This is a genomic window from Arminella tubonensis, assembly GCF_003240585.1.
GTDB classification, from domain to species: Bacteria; Pseudomonadota; Alphaproteobacteria; order Rhizobiales; family Rhizobiaceae; genus Rhizobium; species Rhizobium tubonense.
On the sequence record NZ_PCDP01000040.1, the window covers coordinates 1 to 13,524 of the forward strand.

The 13,524-nt window shown below is 59.7% G+C and carries 9 protein-coding genes, 1 tRNA gene and 1 pseudogene; 4 read left to right on the plus strand and 7 right to left on the minus strand.

The genetic code is table 11. The annotated features are described in order from the left end of the window. Nucleotides 1-301: 301 nt before the first annotated feature. The 5 genes and pseudogenes from CPY51_RS20340 to CPY51_RS20360 form a co-directional block, all read right to left on the minus strand. Nucleotides 302-1,279: pseudogene (locus CPY51_RS20340) on the minus strand (efflux RND transporter permease subunit); the annotation flags it as partial. 9 nt (nucleotides 1,280-1,288) lie between these two features. Next, complete coding sequence (locus tag CPY51_RS20345; RefSeq protein WP_111162069.1) at nucleotides 1,289-5,095, minus strand: vitamin B12-dependent ribonucleotide reductase; 3,807 nt, start codon at nucleotides 5,093-5,095, stop codon at nucleotides 1,289-1,291. 829 nt (nucleotides 5,096-5,924) lie between these two features. Continuing rightward, nucleotides 5,925-6,422 (minus strand): xanthine phosphoribosyltransferase, encoded by a 498-nt coding sequence (gpt, locus tag CPY51_RS20350; RefSeq protein WP_111162283.1) that lies wholly within the window; start codon nucleotides 6,420-6,422, stop codon nucleotides 5,925-5,927. 313 nt (nucleotides 6,423-6,735) lie between these two features. Continuing rightward, nucleotides 6,736-7,578: a universal stress protein gene (locus CPY51_RS20355; RefSeq protein ID WP_111162070.1), complete on the minus strand. Its 843-nt coding sequence runs from the start codon at nucleotides 7,576-7,578 to the stop codon at nucleotides 6,736-6,738. A gap of 97 nt (nucleotides 7,579-7,675) precedes the next feature. After that, nucleotides 7,676-8,449, minus strand: coding sequence for a competence/damage-inducible protein A (locus tag CPY51_RS20360; RefSeq protein ID WP_111162071.1), 774 nt, complete (start codon nucleotides 8,447-8,449; stop codon nucleotides 7,676-7,678). A gap of 223 nt (nucleotides 8,450-8,672) precedes the next feature. Between CPY51_RS20360 and wrbA the strand changes: the two genes are divergently transcribed. Next, the gene (gene wrbA / locus CPY51_RS20365) at nucleotides 8,673-9,269 is read left to right on the plus strand and encodes an NAD(P)H:quinone oxidoreductase type IV (RefSeq protein WP_111162072.1); all 597 of its coding nucleotides are present in this window, start codon (nucleotides 8,673-8,675) and stop codon (nucleotides 9,267-9,269) included. A 132-nt stretch (nucleotides 9,270-9,401) separates the two neighbouring features. On the opposite strand, the gene CPY51_RS20370 is transcribed toward wrbA, so the two are convergent. Next, nucleotides 9,402-9,486 (minus strand) — tRNA-Leu (locus CPY51_RS20370). Nucleotides 9,487-9,565: 79 nt separating this feature from the next. Next, nucleotides 9,566-9,919 carry a VanZ family protein gene (locus tag CPY51_RS20375; protein ID WP_244598737.1) on the minus strand — a complete coding sequence of 118 codons (354 nt, stop codon included), beginning with the start codon at nucleotides 9,917-9,919 and terminating at the stop codon, nucleotides 9,566-9,568. A 385-nt stretch (nucleotides 9,920-10,304) separates the two neighbouring features. On the opposite strand from CPY51_RS20375, the gene ilvA reads away from it, so the two are divergent. The 3 genes from ilvA to CPY51_RS20390 all read left to right on the plus strand — a co-directional run bounded on the left by ilvA (nucleotide 10,305) and on the right by CPY51_RS20390 (nucleotide 13,517). Continuing rightward, the gene (ilvA, locus tag CPY51_RS20380; protein WP_111162074.1) at nucleotides 10,305-11,555 is read left to right on the plus strand and encodes a threonine ammonia-lyase; all 1,251 of its coding nucleotides are present in this window, start codon (nucleotides 10,305-10,307) and stop codon (nucleotides 11,553-11,555) included. 37 nt (nucleotides 11,556-11,592) lie between these two features. Then, nucleotides 11,593-11,928 (plus strand): HlyU family transcriptional regulator, encoded by a 336-nt coding sequence (locus tag CPY51_RS20385; RefSeq protein ID WP_111162075.1) that lies wholly within the window; start codon nucleotides 11,593-11,595, stop codon nucleotides 11,926-11,928. A gap of 317 nt (nucleotides 11,929-12,245) precedes the next feature. After that, nucleotides 12,246-13,517 (plus strand): GGDEF domain-containing protein, encoded by a 1,272-nt coding sequence (locus tag CPY51_RS20390; RefSeq protein ID WP_195909593.1) that lies wholly within the window; start codon nucleotides 12,246-12,248, stop codon nucleotides 13,515-13,517. Nucleotides 13,518-13,524: the final 7 nt, after the last annotated feature.

Consider the following 13,524-nt stretch of genomic DNA (forward strand, 5'->3'; position numbering starts at 1 on the left):
GGAGCATTTCAACATCAGTCACGTGACATTGCAGCCCGAGTTGGACGAACCCACCGCAGCTCACCTCGCGAACATGCATAGTCACTAAGGCCGCCAACCGGCGACACCATCCATTGTGGCCAGGGCTTGGACGTGCGGTGGTCGCCGCGCCATCCGATCATGACGGCGTGCGCATCCTGGAGAGGACGCGGCCCGCCCGCGTCGTCGGAGCGCATCACCCACGTCATGGACGAGGTTTCTTCAGGCGATCACCGAGGCGTCGTCCAGTCCATGATGCCGCGCCTGTTCTCGCCAGTGTGGTTCACTCGGCGGCCTCGAGCCTTTCGTCGCTCTCGGCAGCGGATGGATCGGACAGGGATGCCGACGGCAGCCGCCAGCCCTTTGCCAAGCCGTAGACCGCTGGGATGACCACGAGCGTCAGCAATGTCGATGACACCATGCCGCCGATCATCGGCACCGCAATGCGTTGCATGATCTCCGATCCCGTCCCCGTTCGCCACAGGATCGGAACAAGACCCGCCATGATGGCCACCACCGTCATCATCTTCGGCCGTACCCGCTCGACCGCCCCGACCATGATCGCCCGGTTGAGATCGGAACGGGTGAACGTCCGCCCCTCGGCCTCGCAGCGCTGCCGCTGCTCCTTCATGGCGTGGTCGAGGTAGATCAGCATGATCACCCCCGTCTCCGCCGCGACACCCGCGAGCGCGATGAAGCCGACCGCCACCGCCACCGAGGCGTTGAAGCCTAGCCACCACATTAGCCAGATGCCGCCAACCAATGCGAAGGGTAGCGACAGCATGACGATCAGGGTTTCGGTCAACGCCTTGAAGTTGAGGTAGAGCAGCAGGAAGATCAGCGCCAAGGTGAGCGGCACGACGATGGCGAGCCGGGCCTTGGCGCGTTCGAGATATTCGAACTGACCGCTCCAGGCGACCGAGTAGCCCGCTGGCATCTTGACGCTCCTGGCGACCGCCTGCTGGGCTTCCGCCACATAGCCGCCAAGATCGCGATTGGCGATGTCGACGAAGATGTAGACGGCAAGCTGCCCGTTTTCGGTGCGTATGGTCGTCGCACCGCGGCTGAGCTTGACGTCCGCGACCTCGCCAAGCGGAACCGTGCCGCCACCTGGCAGCGATATCTGTACATCCTTGGCAATGGATTGCGGATCGCTCCTGAAGGCCCTGGGATAGCGGATTGCCACGCCATACCGTTCGCGGCCTTCGACCGTCTGAGTCACGACCTCGGAGCCGAGCGCCATGCCAACGACATCCTGGACGTGATCAGATCAGCTGCAGCCACTCGTAGCTCCGCAAGTGTCGCACTTCTCGCACGTGCCGTTGCGCACCATTGTGAAGTTCTGGCACTCGCCGCACATGTTGCCGGTGTAGCCCTGCATGATCGAGCGGGCGCGGCGTTCGGATTCCAGCTTCTTCGCTTCGGTTTTGGCAGAGGCGGCATCCGCTGCGGATTTGTCGGAAAACAGCGCGTTGGCTCGTTCTTCGACGGCGATTTCCTCGATCACCTCTTCAGCGATCTCCTCGACCAATTCCTTGGCGCGCTCCTCGTAGTCCCGCTTGAAGGCGAGGACTTCCGAGGTAGAGATGACGGTGGCGGGTTCCAGTTTGCGCGCGGCACTGCCCGCAAAGGAGGTGACGACCGCGCCGCCCAGGGCCTTCGCAGGCGCTGCGGTCGCAGCGCCCTTTGGCTCGCCGCCCGAGACCAGCGTCGGCTTGTAGCCGCGCGTCAGGCCCTTGGAAACGATATCCGCCTTGCCTTCCGAAACGCCGCGGCCGAGCAGGGTATTGTTGAAGTCCGACGTGTCCACATGGGCAAGGTCGTGACGGCCGAGATAGGAGATCGCAAGCTCGCGGAACACATAGTCTAGGATCGACGTGGCGTTCTTGATCGCATCGTTGCCCTGGACGATGCCCGCAGGCTCGAACTTGGTGAAGGTAAAGGCATCGACATATTCCTCGAGCGGCACGCCATATTGCAGGCCGAGCGATACAGAGATGGCGAAGTTGTTGATCAGCGCCCGCAGCGCCGAGCCTTCCTTGTTCATGTCGAGGAAGATTTCGCCGAGGCGGCCATCGTCATATTCGCCTGTACGCAGGAACAGCGTGTGACCGCCGATCTTGGCTTTCTGGGTATAGCCCTTGCGGCGGGTCGGCAGCTTCTCCTGCTCGCGGCTGACACGCTCGATGACGCGTTCGATGATCTTCTCGGTGATCGTGACCGTCTGCGCCGCCATCGGAGCCTGGAGCAGCTCTTCCAGCGCATCCTCGTCGCCGTCATCCTCGATCAAGGAGGAGTTCAGCGGCTGGGAGAGCTTGGAACCGTCGCGATAAAGCGCATTGGCCTTGAGGCCGAGCTTCCAGGAAAGCAGGTAGGCGTTCTTGCAGTCCTCGACGGTCGCCTCGTTCTGCATGTTGATGGTCTTCGAAATCGCACCCGAAATGAAGGGCTGTGCTGCCGCCATCATGCGGATATGGCTTTCGACCGAGAGAAAGCGCTTGCCGATCTTGCCGCAGGCATTGGCGCAATCGAAGACTGCCAGGTGCTCGTCCTTCAGGAACGGCGCGCCTTCCAGCGTCATCGCACCGCAGACATGGATATTCGCAGCCTCGATGTCCTTCTTCGAGAAGCCGAGATGGTCGAGCAGGTTGAAGCTCATGTCGCCGAGCTGTTCGTCGGAGACCTTCAGCACGGTCTTCATGAAGTCTGCGCCGAGCGTCCACTGGTTGAAGACGAACTTGATGTCGAAGGCCTGCTTCAGCGCGCCGTTCAGCGCCTCGATCTTTTCGTCGGTAAAGCCCTTGGAGCGGAGCGAGCCGGGATTGACCGCCGGTGCCTGGTTCAGGTTGCCATGGCCGACGGCATAGGCTTCCATCTCCGCGATCTGGCTTTCGGAGTAGCCGAGCGTGCGGAGCGCCTCTGGAACTGCGCGGTTGATGATCTTGAAGTAGCCGCCGCCAGCGAGCTTCTTGAATTTCACCAGCGCGAAGTCAGGCTCGATGCCGGTCGTATCGCAATCCATGACCAGGCCGATCGTGCCGGTCGGCGCGATGACGGTGGCCTGCGCATTGCGGAAGCCATGCTGTTCGCCGAGCGAAAGCGCCTTGTCCCAGGCGGACTTGGCATGGGCGACCAGATCCTGGTCGGGATTTTCCGAGTGGATGAGGGCGACCGGGTTGATCGACAGCCCTTCATAGCCCTGCGTCTCGCCATGTGCGGCGCGGCGATGGTTGCGGATGACGCGTAGCATGGCGTCGCGGTTCGGGGCGAACATCGGGAACGGTCCGAGTTCCGAGGCGATCTCGGCCGATGTGGCGTAGGAGATGCCGGTCATGATCGCCGTCAGCGAGCCGGCGATGGCGCGGGCATCGTCGCTGTCATAGGGAATGCCCGTGGACATCAGCAGGCCGCCGATATTGGCATAGCCAAGCCCGATCGTGCGGTACTGGTAGGAGCGCTCGGCGATCTGCTTGGAGGGGAACTGCGCCATCATCACGGAGATTTCAAGCACGACCGTCCAGAGGCGCACGGCATGTTCGTAGTCGGCGATGTCGATGCGCTTGGTGGTGGCATCCTTGAACTGGAGAAGGTTCAGCGAGGCAAGGTTGCAGGCCGTGTCGTCGAGGAACATGTATTCCGAGCACGGGTTAGAGGCGCGGATCGGGCCTTCTGCCGGGCTGGTGTGCCAGTCGTTCATCGTCGTGTTGAAGTGAAGGCCTGGATCGGCCGATGCCCATGCGGCATAGGAAATCTGTTCCCAGAGGTCGCGGGCCTTCAGCGTCTTCATGACGCGGCCGTCCTTGCGGGCGGTCAGATTCCAGTCGCTGTCGTTCTCGACGGCGCGCAGGAACTCATCCTTGATCGAGACCGAGTTGTTGGAGTTCTGGCCGGAGACAGTCAGGTATGCTTCCGAATCCCAGTCCGTGTCGTAGGTCTTGAACTGCAGGTCCTTGTAGCCCTGGCGAGCAAACTGAATGACGCGGCCGATATAGTTTTCCGGAACCTGGTCCTTCTTTGCGGCGCGGATTTCGCGCTTCAGGGCAGGGTTCTTGTTCGGGTCGTAGCAATCGTCCCCATCCGTCGAACCGCCTTCGCAGTTGACGCAGGCCTTCATGATCGCCTTGAGGTGGCGCGAGACGACCTTCGAGCCGGTAACGAGGGCAGCGACCTTCTGCTCTTCCTTGACCTTCCAGTTGATGTAGTCCTCGATATCGGGATGGTCGATGTCGACCACGACCATCTTTGCGGCGCGGCGCGTCGTGCCGCCGGACTTGATGGCGCCGGCAGCGCGGTCGCCGATCTTGAGGAAACTCATCAGGCCGGACGAACGCCCGCCGCCCGAGAGCTTTTCGCCTTCGCCGCGCAGATAGGAGAAGTTGGAGCCGGTGCCGGAGCCGTATTTGAACAGGCGTGCTTCACGAACCCAGAGGTCCATGATGCCGCCCTCGTTGACGAGGTCGTCCTCGACCGACTGGATGAAGCAGGCATGCGGCTGCGGGTGTTCGTAGGCGGACTTGGACTTCGTCAGCTTGCCGGTGAAGGGGTCGACGTAATAGTGGCCTTGGCCGGGGCCGTCGATGCCATAGGCCCAGTGCATGCCGGTATTGAACCATTGCGGGCTGTTCGGCGCGACGCGCTGGGTGGCGAGCATGTAGGCAAGCTCGTCGCGGAAGGCGAGGGCGTCTTCTTCCGATGTGAAATAGCCGCCCTTCCAGCCCCAGTAGGTCCAGGTGCCGGCCAGGCGGTCGAAGACCTGGCGTGCGTCGATTTCCGAGCTTGTCTGTTCTTCCTTCGCCATGCCCTTGAGGGCGGCTTCATCGGGAACGGAGCGCCAGAGGAAGGAAGGAACGTCGTTTTCCTCAACCTTCTTCAGCTTGGCGGGAACGCCGGCCTTGCGGAAATACTTCTGCGCCAGGATATCGGCGGCAACCTGCGAAAACTGCGCTGGAACGTCGATGTTCTCAAGCCGGAAGACGATCGATCCATCCGGATTCTTGATCTCGCTGACGGCCTTGCGGAATTCGATCTCCGCATAGGGCGACTGGCCGGCCTTCGTAAAACGACGTTCGATGCGCATGTCCCGATACCTCTATAGTTGGTGCGCCCTGTCCCCGTGACCAAGGCGCAAAAATCCTCGTCCGGCTTCGCGGGTTTGATCGCGCAGCCAGTGTTCGTCCGCTTCGTGACAGGAGATGTCATCCGGAGATGTTCATCCTGTATCTTGTGGTGATGGTGGCTGCAAACACTAAATATAGTATTAACAGCTCATTTATGCGAGTCATATCTGTCGTTTTCGGAGGCATTTTTAAATCGCAACAATCCTCCCAAGGCGAATGCCCTTCATGGGCAAATCCCCGCGATTTCCACTCCGATTTCTGGAAGAACCGGCCTCGTAGTCTTGTCCGGTTCGGTCGCCGCCGCAACGTTGGTCTATTAACTTTGAAACACCCGATTCCGTCAAGGGCTGGTTTTAAAGACTTCGGTAACCACAATATCTTGTGGCAATGCCTGTGGAAACCGGGGAAACGCAGAAAGCCTCAAAGAGTCAATCGCTTGGCGCGAAATGCTTAAGCTCGGTGTACCCAACTGGAGGCACTTTTGCCCGGGCCGGCGCCGAAATGCGACAAGATTGTGACCGTTGCAAAAAGGTCACGCGCCGGTCATCGGAAATCGCTAAATCGCACCTGATTCGCCCTGCAGGCACTGCTGGACAAGGGAAGTCAGCGTTTCGATTTGGTGGCGGAGATCGGAGCATCACGCCAATCCATGTCGTAAGCCTTGCAGGCGGAACCACAAAAACTCTCAGCGACCCGCGTGATTCGTGTCAAACGAGCGCCCGCCATGTTTGCCAAAAGCAACCGGGGCGCAATGTCGCGCCCCGCAGCCTGAATGTCTCTGCTGGCAGATCAGCCGGCATGGCCCTTGGCGATCGGCTCCTGATAAGTGAAACCCATATCCCATGGGAAATAGATCCAGGTATCCTGGCTGACTTCCGTTACGAAGGTGTCGATGACAGGCACGCCCTTCGGCTTGGCGTAGACACAGGCGAAATGCGCCTTCGGCAGCATGGTGCGCACCTCGGCGGCCGTCTTGCCGGTATCCGTCAGGTCGTCGAGCACGAGAATACCCTGGCCTTCGTTCTCGCAAAGCTCCGGCGTGATCCCCTTCAGCAGGTTCATCTCACCCTGGTTGACGTAGTCGTGGTACGACGCGATGCACACGGTCTCGATCAGGCGGATATTGAGCTCGCGCGAGATGATGGCGGCCGGCACCAGCCCGCCACGAGTAATGCAGACGATGGCCCGGAAATCCTGCTTGAGACCCGCCAGGCGCCAGGCAAGCGCGCGGGCATCGCGGTGAAACTGATCCCAGGAAACGGGGAAGGCTTTATCGGGGAGGGACATGGCGTAGGGCTCCGCTAGAGCATGATCCCGAAAGTGCCAAGCGGTTTTCGGATAGATCATGCCAAATCAAATAGCTGGTGCAAGGCGACTATCCGAAGACAGGTCGTCTTGCCCAGGCACGGGATGACGATGCACCGGCGCGCCGGCGACCCTGAACAGACCCCCTTGCCGGCAGCGGAGCTGCCTCTAAACGCAGTTCGCGCAGCTTGAGACTGCGCGATTGGTTTCCCGTGGCGGGATGTCTGTCATTGGTCGCTGCTATTAGCTGGATTTGGGCCAAAAAGGCAAGAGCCGCTGACAGCGACCCTCGCTGTCAGCGCGACAGCAGCGTCAGGGCCGTCATCGAACGCAGCAGCGTCTTCGTCGTCCCGCCGAAAATCATCTGCCAGAGCCTGGAATGCGTATAGGCGCCCATGACGAGGAGATCGATGCTGCTGTCGGAAAGCCGGTTCTCGATGACCTGCGATGGCGATTTGTCCGCACTCTCGGCGGTGGACAGTGTTACCTTGACACCATGCCGGGCAAGTGTCGCGGCGATCTCCGCTCCTGTCGTCGACGGCGATTGCCAAGCGCTTTCAACTGGATCGACGGAGAATATCTCGACCGCGTCGGCCGCCTTCAGAAAGGCCATCGAATCGAAGGTGGCGCGCGTCGCCTCCTTGGAGCCGTTCCAGGCGATCAATACGCGCCTGATCGGTTTCGGTTGCTTGAAGATATATGGCACCATCAAGACCGGGCGCCCACTCTCGAACAGGAAGCTTTCAACGTCGACATGCGCGTCGGAGGGTCGCGCCGGGTCTGGCTGGACCGCCACGAGCAGGTCGGAGCTGCGAGCGCTGTCGAGAAGCGGTTGCGATGCGTAACCGACGGAGCTCGCAAAGCTGCGCCATTCGTAGGAAACGCCGTTACTCTCGCCCTTCGTACGGAATAATTGCTCAATGTCCGCAGCCTCGGCCCGCGCCATATCCTGCAAGGCCTGGACCGCGACCGGGTCGGGAATTTCCATCGGCGCAACTAGAGGCACAGCCGAGATGATTTCGGCATGCAGGCCGATCACATGCGCGCCGTGTTCTGCTGCCAGCGCAAAGGCAAAATCGATCGCGACACCCGCGTTTTCAGAGGTGTCGAGGATGGCGAGTATGGTCTTGTAGGACATAATTCGATCTCCCATGCGGATGAAAATTCAGCCTCTTCCCCGTGATAACAATGTTTCGAATGACTGCTATGACGTCGGATAAACTATCTGTTCAATATCACGTCTCAGCCGAATGATTCTCCTTGGTTTTCGCAATTCGGATCGCCTCGATCATGGCGCGCACCTCTTCCGCCGCGGCCTCCATTGGCGCTTGTGCCCGGGCTCGAACGACGATCTCGGTCGAAAAGGATTGGCCGACATAGCGCGGATAGGAGCCGATGCTGGTTTCCGGGTGTGATTTTTGGATCGCAGCAAGCGGCGTGCCGATGTCGCCTTCGCCGAACGGGCACGCGATGGCGGTCGACAACATGCGCGTGCCGACGCGCAGCGTCGGGATCACATTGTCGAGCATCGCCTGGAATACCTGCGGCACCCCGGCCATCACATAGACGTTGCCGATGACGAAGCCAGGTGCAGTCGAAACCGGGTTGGCGATATGCGCGGCGCCGACCGGCATGCGCGCCATGCGCTGCCGGGCCTCGGTGAATTCCATGCCGCGGCGTTGATACATTTCGCCCATCAGCTGCATCGCAAGCGCGTCGTGTTCACAAGGAACGCCGAAGGCCTTGGCAATGGCATCGGCGGTAATGTCGTCATGCGTCGGCCCAATGCCGCCGGAGGTGAAGACGTAATCATATGCGGGGCGAAGGGCATTCAACGCAGCAACGATCGCGTCTTCGTCGTCGGCGACAATCCGAACTTCCTTGAGATCGATGCCGGACATCAGCAGCAGGTCAGCGAGATGGCCGATATTCTTATCCTTCGTACGGCCTGACAATAGCTCGTCGCCGATGGCCAGCATGGCAGCGGTAACGATCGTTTCATTGGTCATGGAAATATCCGTGAATTAACTAATATTGATAGATAGGTAGCGCCATTTCGAGCGTTTGCAAACAGCGCCTCGCGGATTGTCGTTGGAGCGAATTTCGATACGCAAGTGAATTTTCGTCTACATCGGGTGAACAGTGCGTCCCGGCTGGAGGGGCTGCGCCGTCATCGTACCGCTGATACAAATCAACGCGAAATTGAACACGTCCAACAACAGGGAGACGTCAATGGCTAAGGTTCTGGTTCTCTACTACTCCGCCTACGGTCACATCGAGACAATGGCTTATGCCGTTGCAGAAGGCGCCAAGTCGGCTGGCGCTGAGGTCGTCGTCAAGCGCGTCCCGGAATTGGTTTCAGATGAAGTCGCCAAGGCTTCCTATTACAAGACGGACCAGGCCGCCCCGATCGCCACGCCGGACGAGCTGGCCGACTACGACGCGATCATCGTTGGCTCTGGCACCCGTTTCGGCACGGTCACCTCCCAGATGCGCAATTTCTGGGACCAGACCGGTGGCCTCTGGTTCGGCGGCAAGCTCGTTGGCAAGCTGGGCTCGGCCTTCACTTCGTCGGCGACCCAGCACGGCGGCCAGGAAACGACGATCCTCGGCTTCCTGCCGACCTTCCTGCACCATGGCATGGCAGTCGTCGGCCTTCCCTACGCCTTCCAGGGCCAGATGGGCACCGAAGAAGTCAAGGGCGGCTCGCCCTACGGCGCCTCGACGATCACCAACGGCGACGGCTCCCGCCAGCCATCCGAGATTGAACTCGAAGCTGCAAGATACCAGGGCGCGCACGTCGCCAAGTTGGCAGCCAAGCTCGCCTGACCCAGATATCCGGATTTAACGCATAAGAAGAGCGCAGTCTGAAAAGGCTGCGCTTTTTTGTCGATGGATCGACATAGGTGCGACGACAAGATGAGCAAAGGGCAAGGCGAAACTGTCATGCACTGAGAGATTTGGTGCGGACGACGGGGGTCGAACCCGTACAGCCAAGGCCGAGGGATTTTAAGTCCCTTGCGTCTACCAGTTTCGCCACGTCCGCATCGAGCGATTTCAGTACCTTGAGCCGTTCGATTTTGGAAGCCGTGGATCGCGCAATTTTTGTGATGGAAGCCATTCGATCAGGCGTTGGCAATCAGGCGCGCGCGGGTCCTGTAATAGAGACGGCCGATAGCTACGCCGACCAGCGCCCCAAGGGCCTTGACGATGGCGTCGTCGACGCGGGCGTGTCGGGTGGGAGAGAATTCCTGCAGGAATTCGAAACCCGCCGCGCCGATGGCGAGCAGGATAGCCACGATCTTCCAGTGTCGGGGGTAGGCCGATGCAAACAGCAGGCCGAGCACGGCATAGGCGCCGGCTCGATCGATATTGACGGAAATGATCGTATTCGGCCTGAGGTCGATCGGGGAAATCGTCACGAAAACAATATAGGCGAGAACGCACCAGGCAACGGTTCTTAGAAAAACGGATGTCATCATATCGTCATGTTAGCTGGCGGCGCCGTTGAATAAAAGTGAACTCGTCAGGCAATAGGCTACGCGAAGCGAAATTTCGCTGCCACGGTTAACGGCACCCGGAAAAGGCGAAGCCCGCCGAGCCGGAATCTTTCGGCGATAGCGAGCTTCTAACCATCATCATGATGGCTGAGCATATAGGGAATAGTACGACAGTTCCTGTCAATTCGCTTATTGCGGGATGTCCTTCATGCGACGCGCTGCCGATCGGGCAAGTGAGGCCAGACTGCAGCCAACGACAAGCAAAATCGCCCGGAAGGGTTCAAAAAACAGCGGCTGCAGCCTTTCTTTGGGCGTTGGGATTGTGCCATAGCGAAGGCCGAGGAAAAAACGGGGTCTTGAGGCCATGACGAAACAAGATGTGGATAGCGCGACCGAGGCCATGCGGGGCCTGTTCACGGTAACCCCGTTGCAGCTGAACGAGCATCTTTCCGCACGCTATGATGCCAACATCTGGCTGAAGCGCGAGGATCTGTCGCCGGTGCGCTCCTACAAGATTCGCGGCGCGTTCAATTTCTTTCGCAAGGTCATTGCCGCGGGCGGCACATCAAAGACATTCGTCTGCGCTTCGGCCGGCAATCATGCGCAGGGCTTCGCTTTCGTCTGCCGCCACTTCGGCGTGCCGGGCGTCGTCTTCATGCCGGTGACGACACCGCAGCAGAAGATCGACAAGACCCGCACCTTCGGCGGCGAATTTATCACCATCAGGCTTTTCGGCGATTTCTTCGACCAATGCTATCAGGCGGCGCGCGACTATGTGGAGGAGATCGATGGTGTCATGGTGCCTCCCTTCGATCACCCCGACATCATCGAGGGCCAGGCGACGGTCGCTGCCGAAATTCATCAGCAGTTGCCTGAGGATGTGCAACCGGATCTCGTCGTCTTGCCCGTCGGCGGCGGCGGCCTGGCGGCAGGCGTTACCGGCTATCTGGAGGGCGAGCTTCCAGATGCCGCCTTTGTCTTTGCCGAGCCGGCCGGCGCGCCGAGCCTTCGCCGAAGCATGGAGGCGGGCAGGGTGGTGACGCTGTCGAAGGTAGATAATTTCGTCGATGGAGCGGCGGTCGCGCGGATCGGCGATCTGAATTTTGCGGCGCTGAAGCGTTTTTCCGCCGAGCAGGTCATGCTGATGCCGGAAAATGCCATCTGCGTGACGATGGCAGACATGTTGAATGTCGAGGGCGTAGTGTTGGAGCCTGCGGGCGCCTTGTCGATCACCGCAATCGAGGCCATGGACCGCGAAACTGTCAGGGGCAAGACGATCGTCGCCATCGTGTCAGGCGGCAATTTCGATTTCGAGCGGCTGCCCGACGTCAAGGAGCGGGCCATGCGCTATGCCGGGCTGAAGAAATACTTCATCCTTCGGCTGGCCCAGCGCCCGGGCGCCTTGCGCGATTTCCTCAATCTTCTTGGCCCGGACGACGACATCGCCCGCTTCGAATACCTGAAGAAGAGCGCCCGCAACTTCGGTTCGATCCTGATCGGTATCGAAACCAAGAATCCCGACAGTTTCCGCCAGTTGACGGAGAACTTCGAGCGCGTCGGCCTCGGTTACGAGGACATTACCGAAAACGAGATTCTGGCAAACCTCATCATTTGATCTTTGCGAGCTATCCTGCGCATGCTAAAGGCGAAACATGGCTTCGATCATCTCAAAAATTCTTGGCGTCTTCAGCGGTAGCGGCTCCAGCGCCGGCTCTGCAAAAGCTCCCGTGGTCGCTGCCACCGAGCCGCAGCTTTATGCGGACTGCAAGATCTTCGCGACGCCTCAGCGCGAGGGCAACCAGTTTCGCCTGGCTGGCCGCATCGAAAAGCAGGTGAACGGTGAAACCTTGGTGCGCAATTTCATCCGCGCCGACGTCTTCACATCGGTCGACGACGCGGTAGAGACCACCTTCCGCAAGGCCCAGCAGATCATCGACCAGCATGGGGCATCCCTTTTCGGCGACGGCGAAAAAAGCCGCCAGGTGTAGCCAAGCCAACCTTGAAATTCCGGCGTCACCGCATTCGGCTGGTCGCGCAAGTTTGTCCGCTGGCGATCCTTGCCCAGGACAGCGATCGCTAATTTATTTTAAAGTTATACTTAATTTTAAGCGGTTGCCGCGATGATCAGGTCCGTATCGGTCCTGGGAGCCATCACGTCTCTCCGGTTAAGTAGAGCATTTTCAGAAGAGTCGACCGCTTGACGACTGGCACGTCAGACGTCGAGCATGAGAGCGGTCTGCATATTCGAGTGAATTTTCAAAGAGCCGACGCGATATGAATGAGCGTTGGAACAGGATCGGGCAATGTGATGGAAAGGGTCAATCTGGCTTTATTCGTCGTCGAAGCGGTCGCCTATTTCGCGATCATGGTGACGCTTCTGCATTTCAGCCAGCGCATCGGCCTTGGGGTTTTTCTGACCGCACTCGGCGTCATGCATTTCATGGAGACCTATCTCGCGGCAGTGTTCTATGTCGCGCTGCCCTTCGGCATCGTTTCGCCGGGTTCCTCCGTCTTCTTCGCTGGCAAGCTGATGATGATCCTGATGTTGTATCTCAAGGAGGATGCTGCGACCGTTCGTCAACCGATCTATGGCCTGTTTCTCGGCAACATACTGACGGTCAGCATTGCATGGTTCCTGCAATTCCACGTTACCGTCGAGGTGTCGCCCGGGCGCGGTGCCGATGTCGGCTTTCTCAAGGAGATGGGCTGGCTGATGGTCTGGGGCACCGCGTTGCTCTATCTCGATTCGCTCGGCATCATACTGCTCTACGAAAAGCTCGGCCGCTTCATTCAGCGCTGGGTCGTGCTGCGGTTCATGTTTTCAGGCTTTGTGCTCCTGACGTTCGACCAGGTCGGTTTCTTTGCAGCCTTGCACTATTTCCTGGGCGTACCGCTCCCTGTCTTCTGGGGCGGCTGGCTGGCGAAGATGCTGTCGGTCTGCATTTATTCGGCGCTGTTTGCCTTCTATCAGTTCGCCATTCGCCGTCACGGCGCCACTCTGGCGCAGCGATCCGTCGGCGACGTCTTCAACGACCTGACCTTCCGCGAACGTTATCACGACCTGCTGTCGCGTAGCGGTCGCGATATCCTGACCGGGGTCCTGGATCGCAGTCGCATGGAGATCGAAGGCCCTCAGCTGGTTCGCGGCGGCATGGCGAGCGGCGAGGTGGCGACTATTCTTCTCTTCGATGCCGATAATTTCAAGGACGTCAACGACCGGTTCGGCCATCTCCACGGCGACGAGGTATTGAAAGCGGTTGCCGGGCAACTGACTGCGATGCTCCGTCCGACCGACAGGCTTTTTCGCTTCGGCGGCGAGGAATTCGTTGTTCTTTCCGCCCGCACCAATCACGCGGAGGGTCTTCTGCTGGCCGAGCATCTGCGCTGGCAGGTCGCCAACACTGTCCGCAATCTCGAGGGCCATCCGATCACGGTAAGCGTTGGTGTCGCGACGACCGGCAGCGATGCCCTAAGTTTCAATGCCCTGCTGGCGGTGGCCGACGACCGGCTCTATGAGGCGAAGAGGAGTGGTCGCAATTGCGTCGTGGGCCAGAATGGTAGGGTCCAGGCTGCCTGAATGCAAA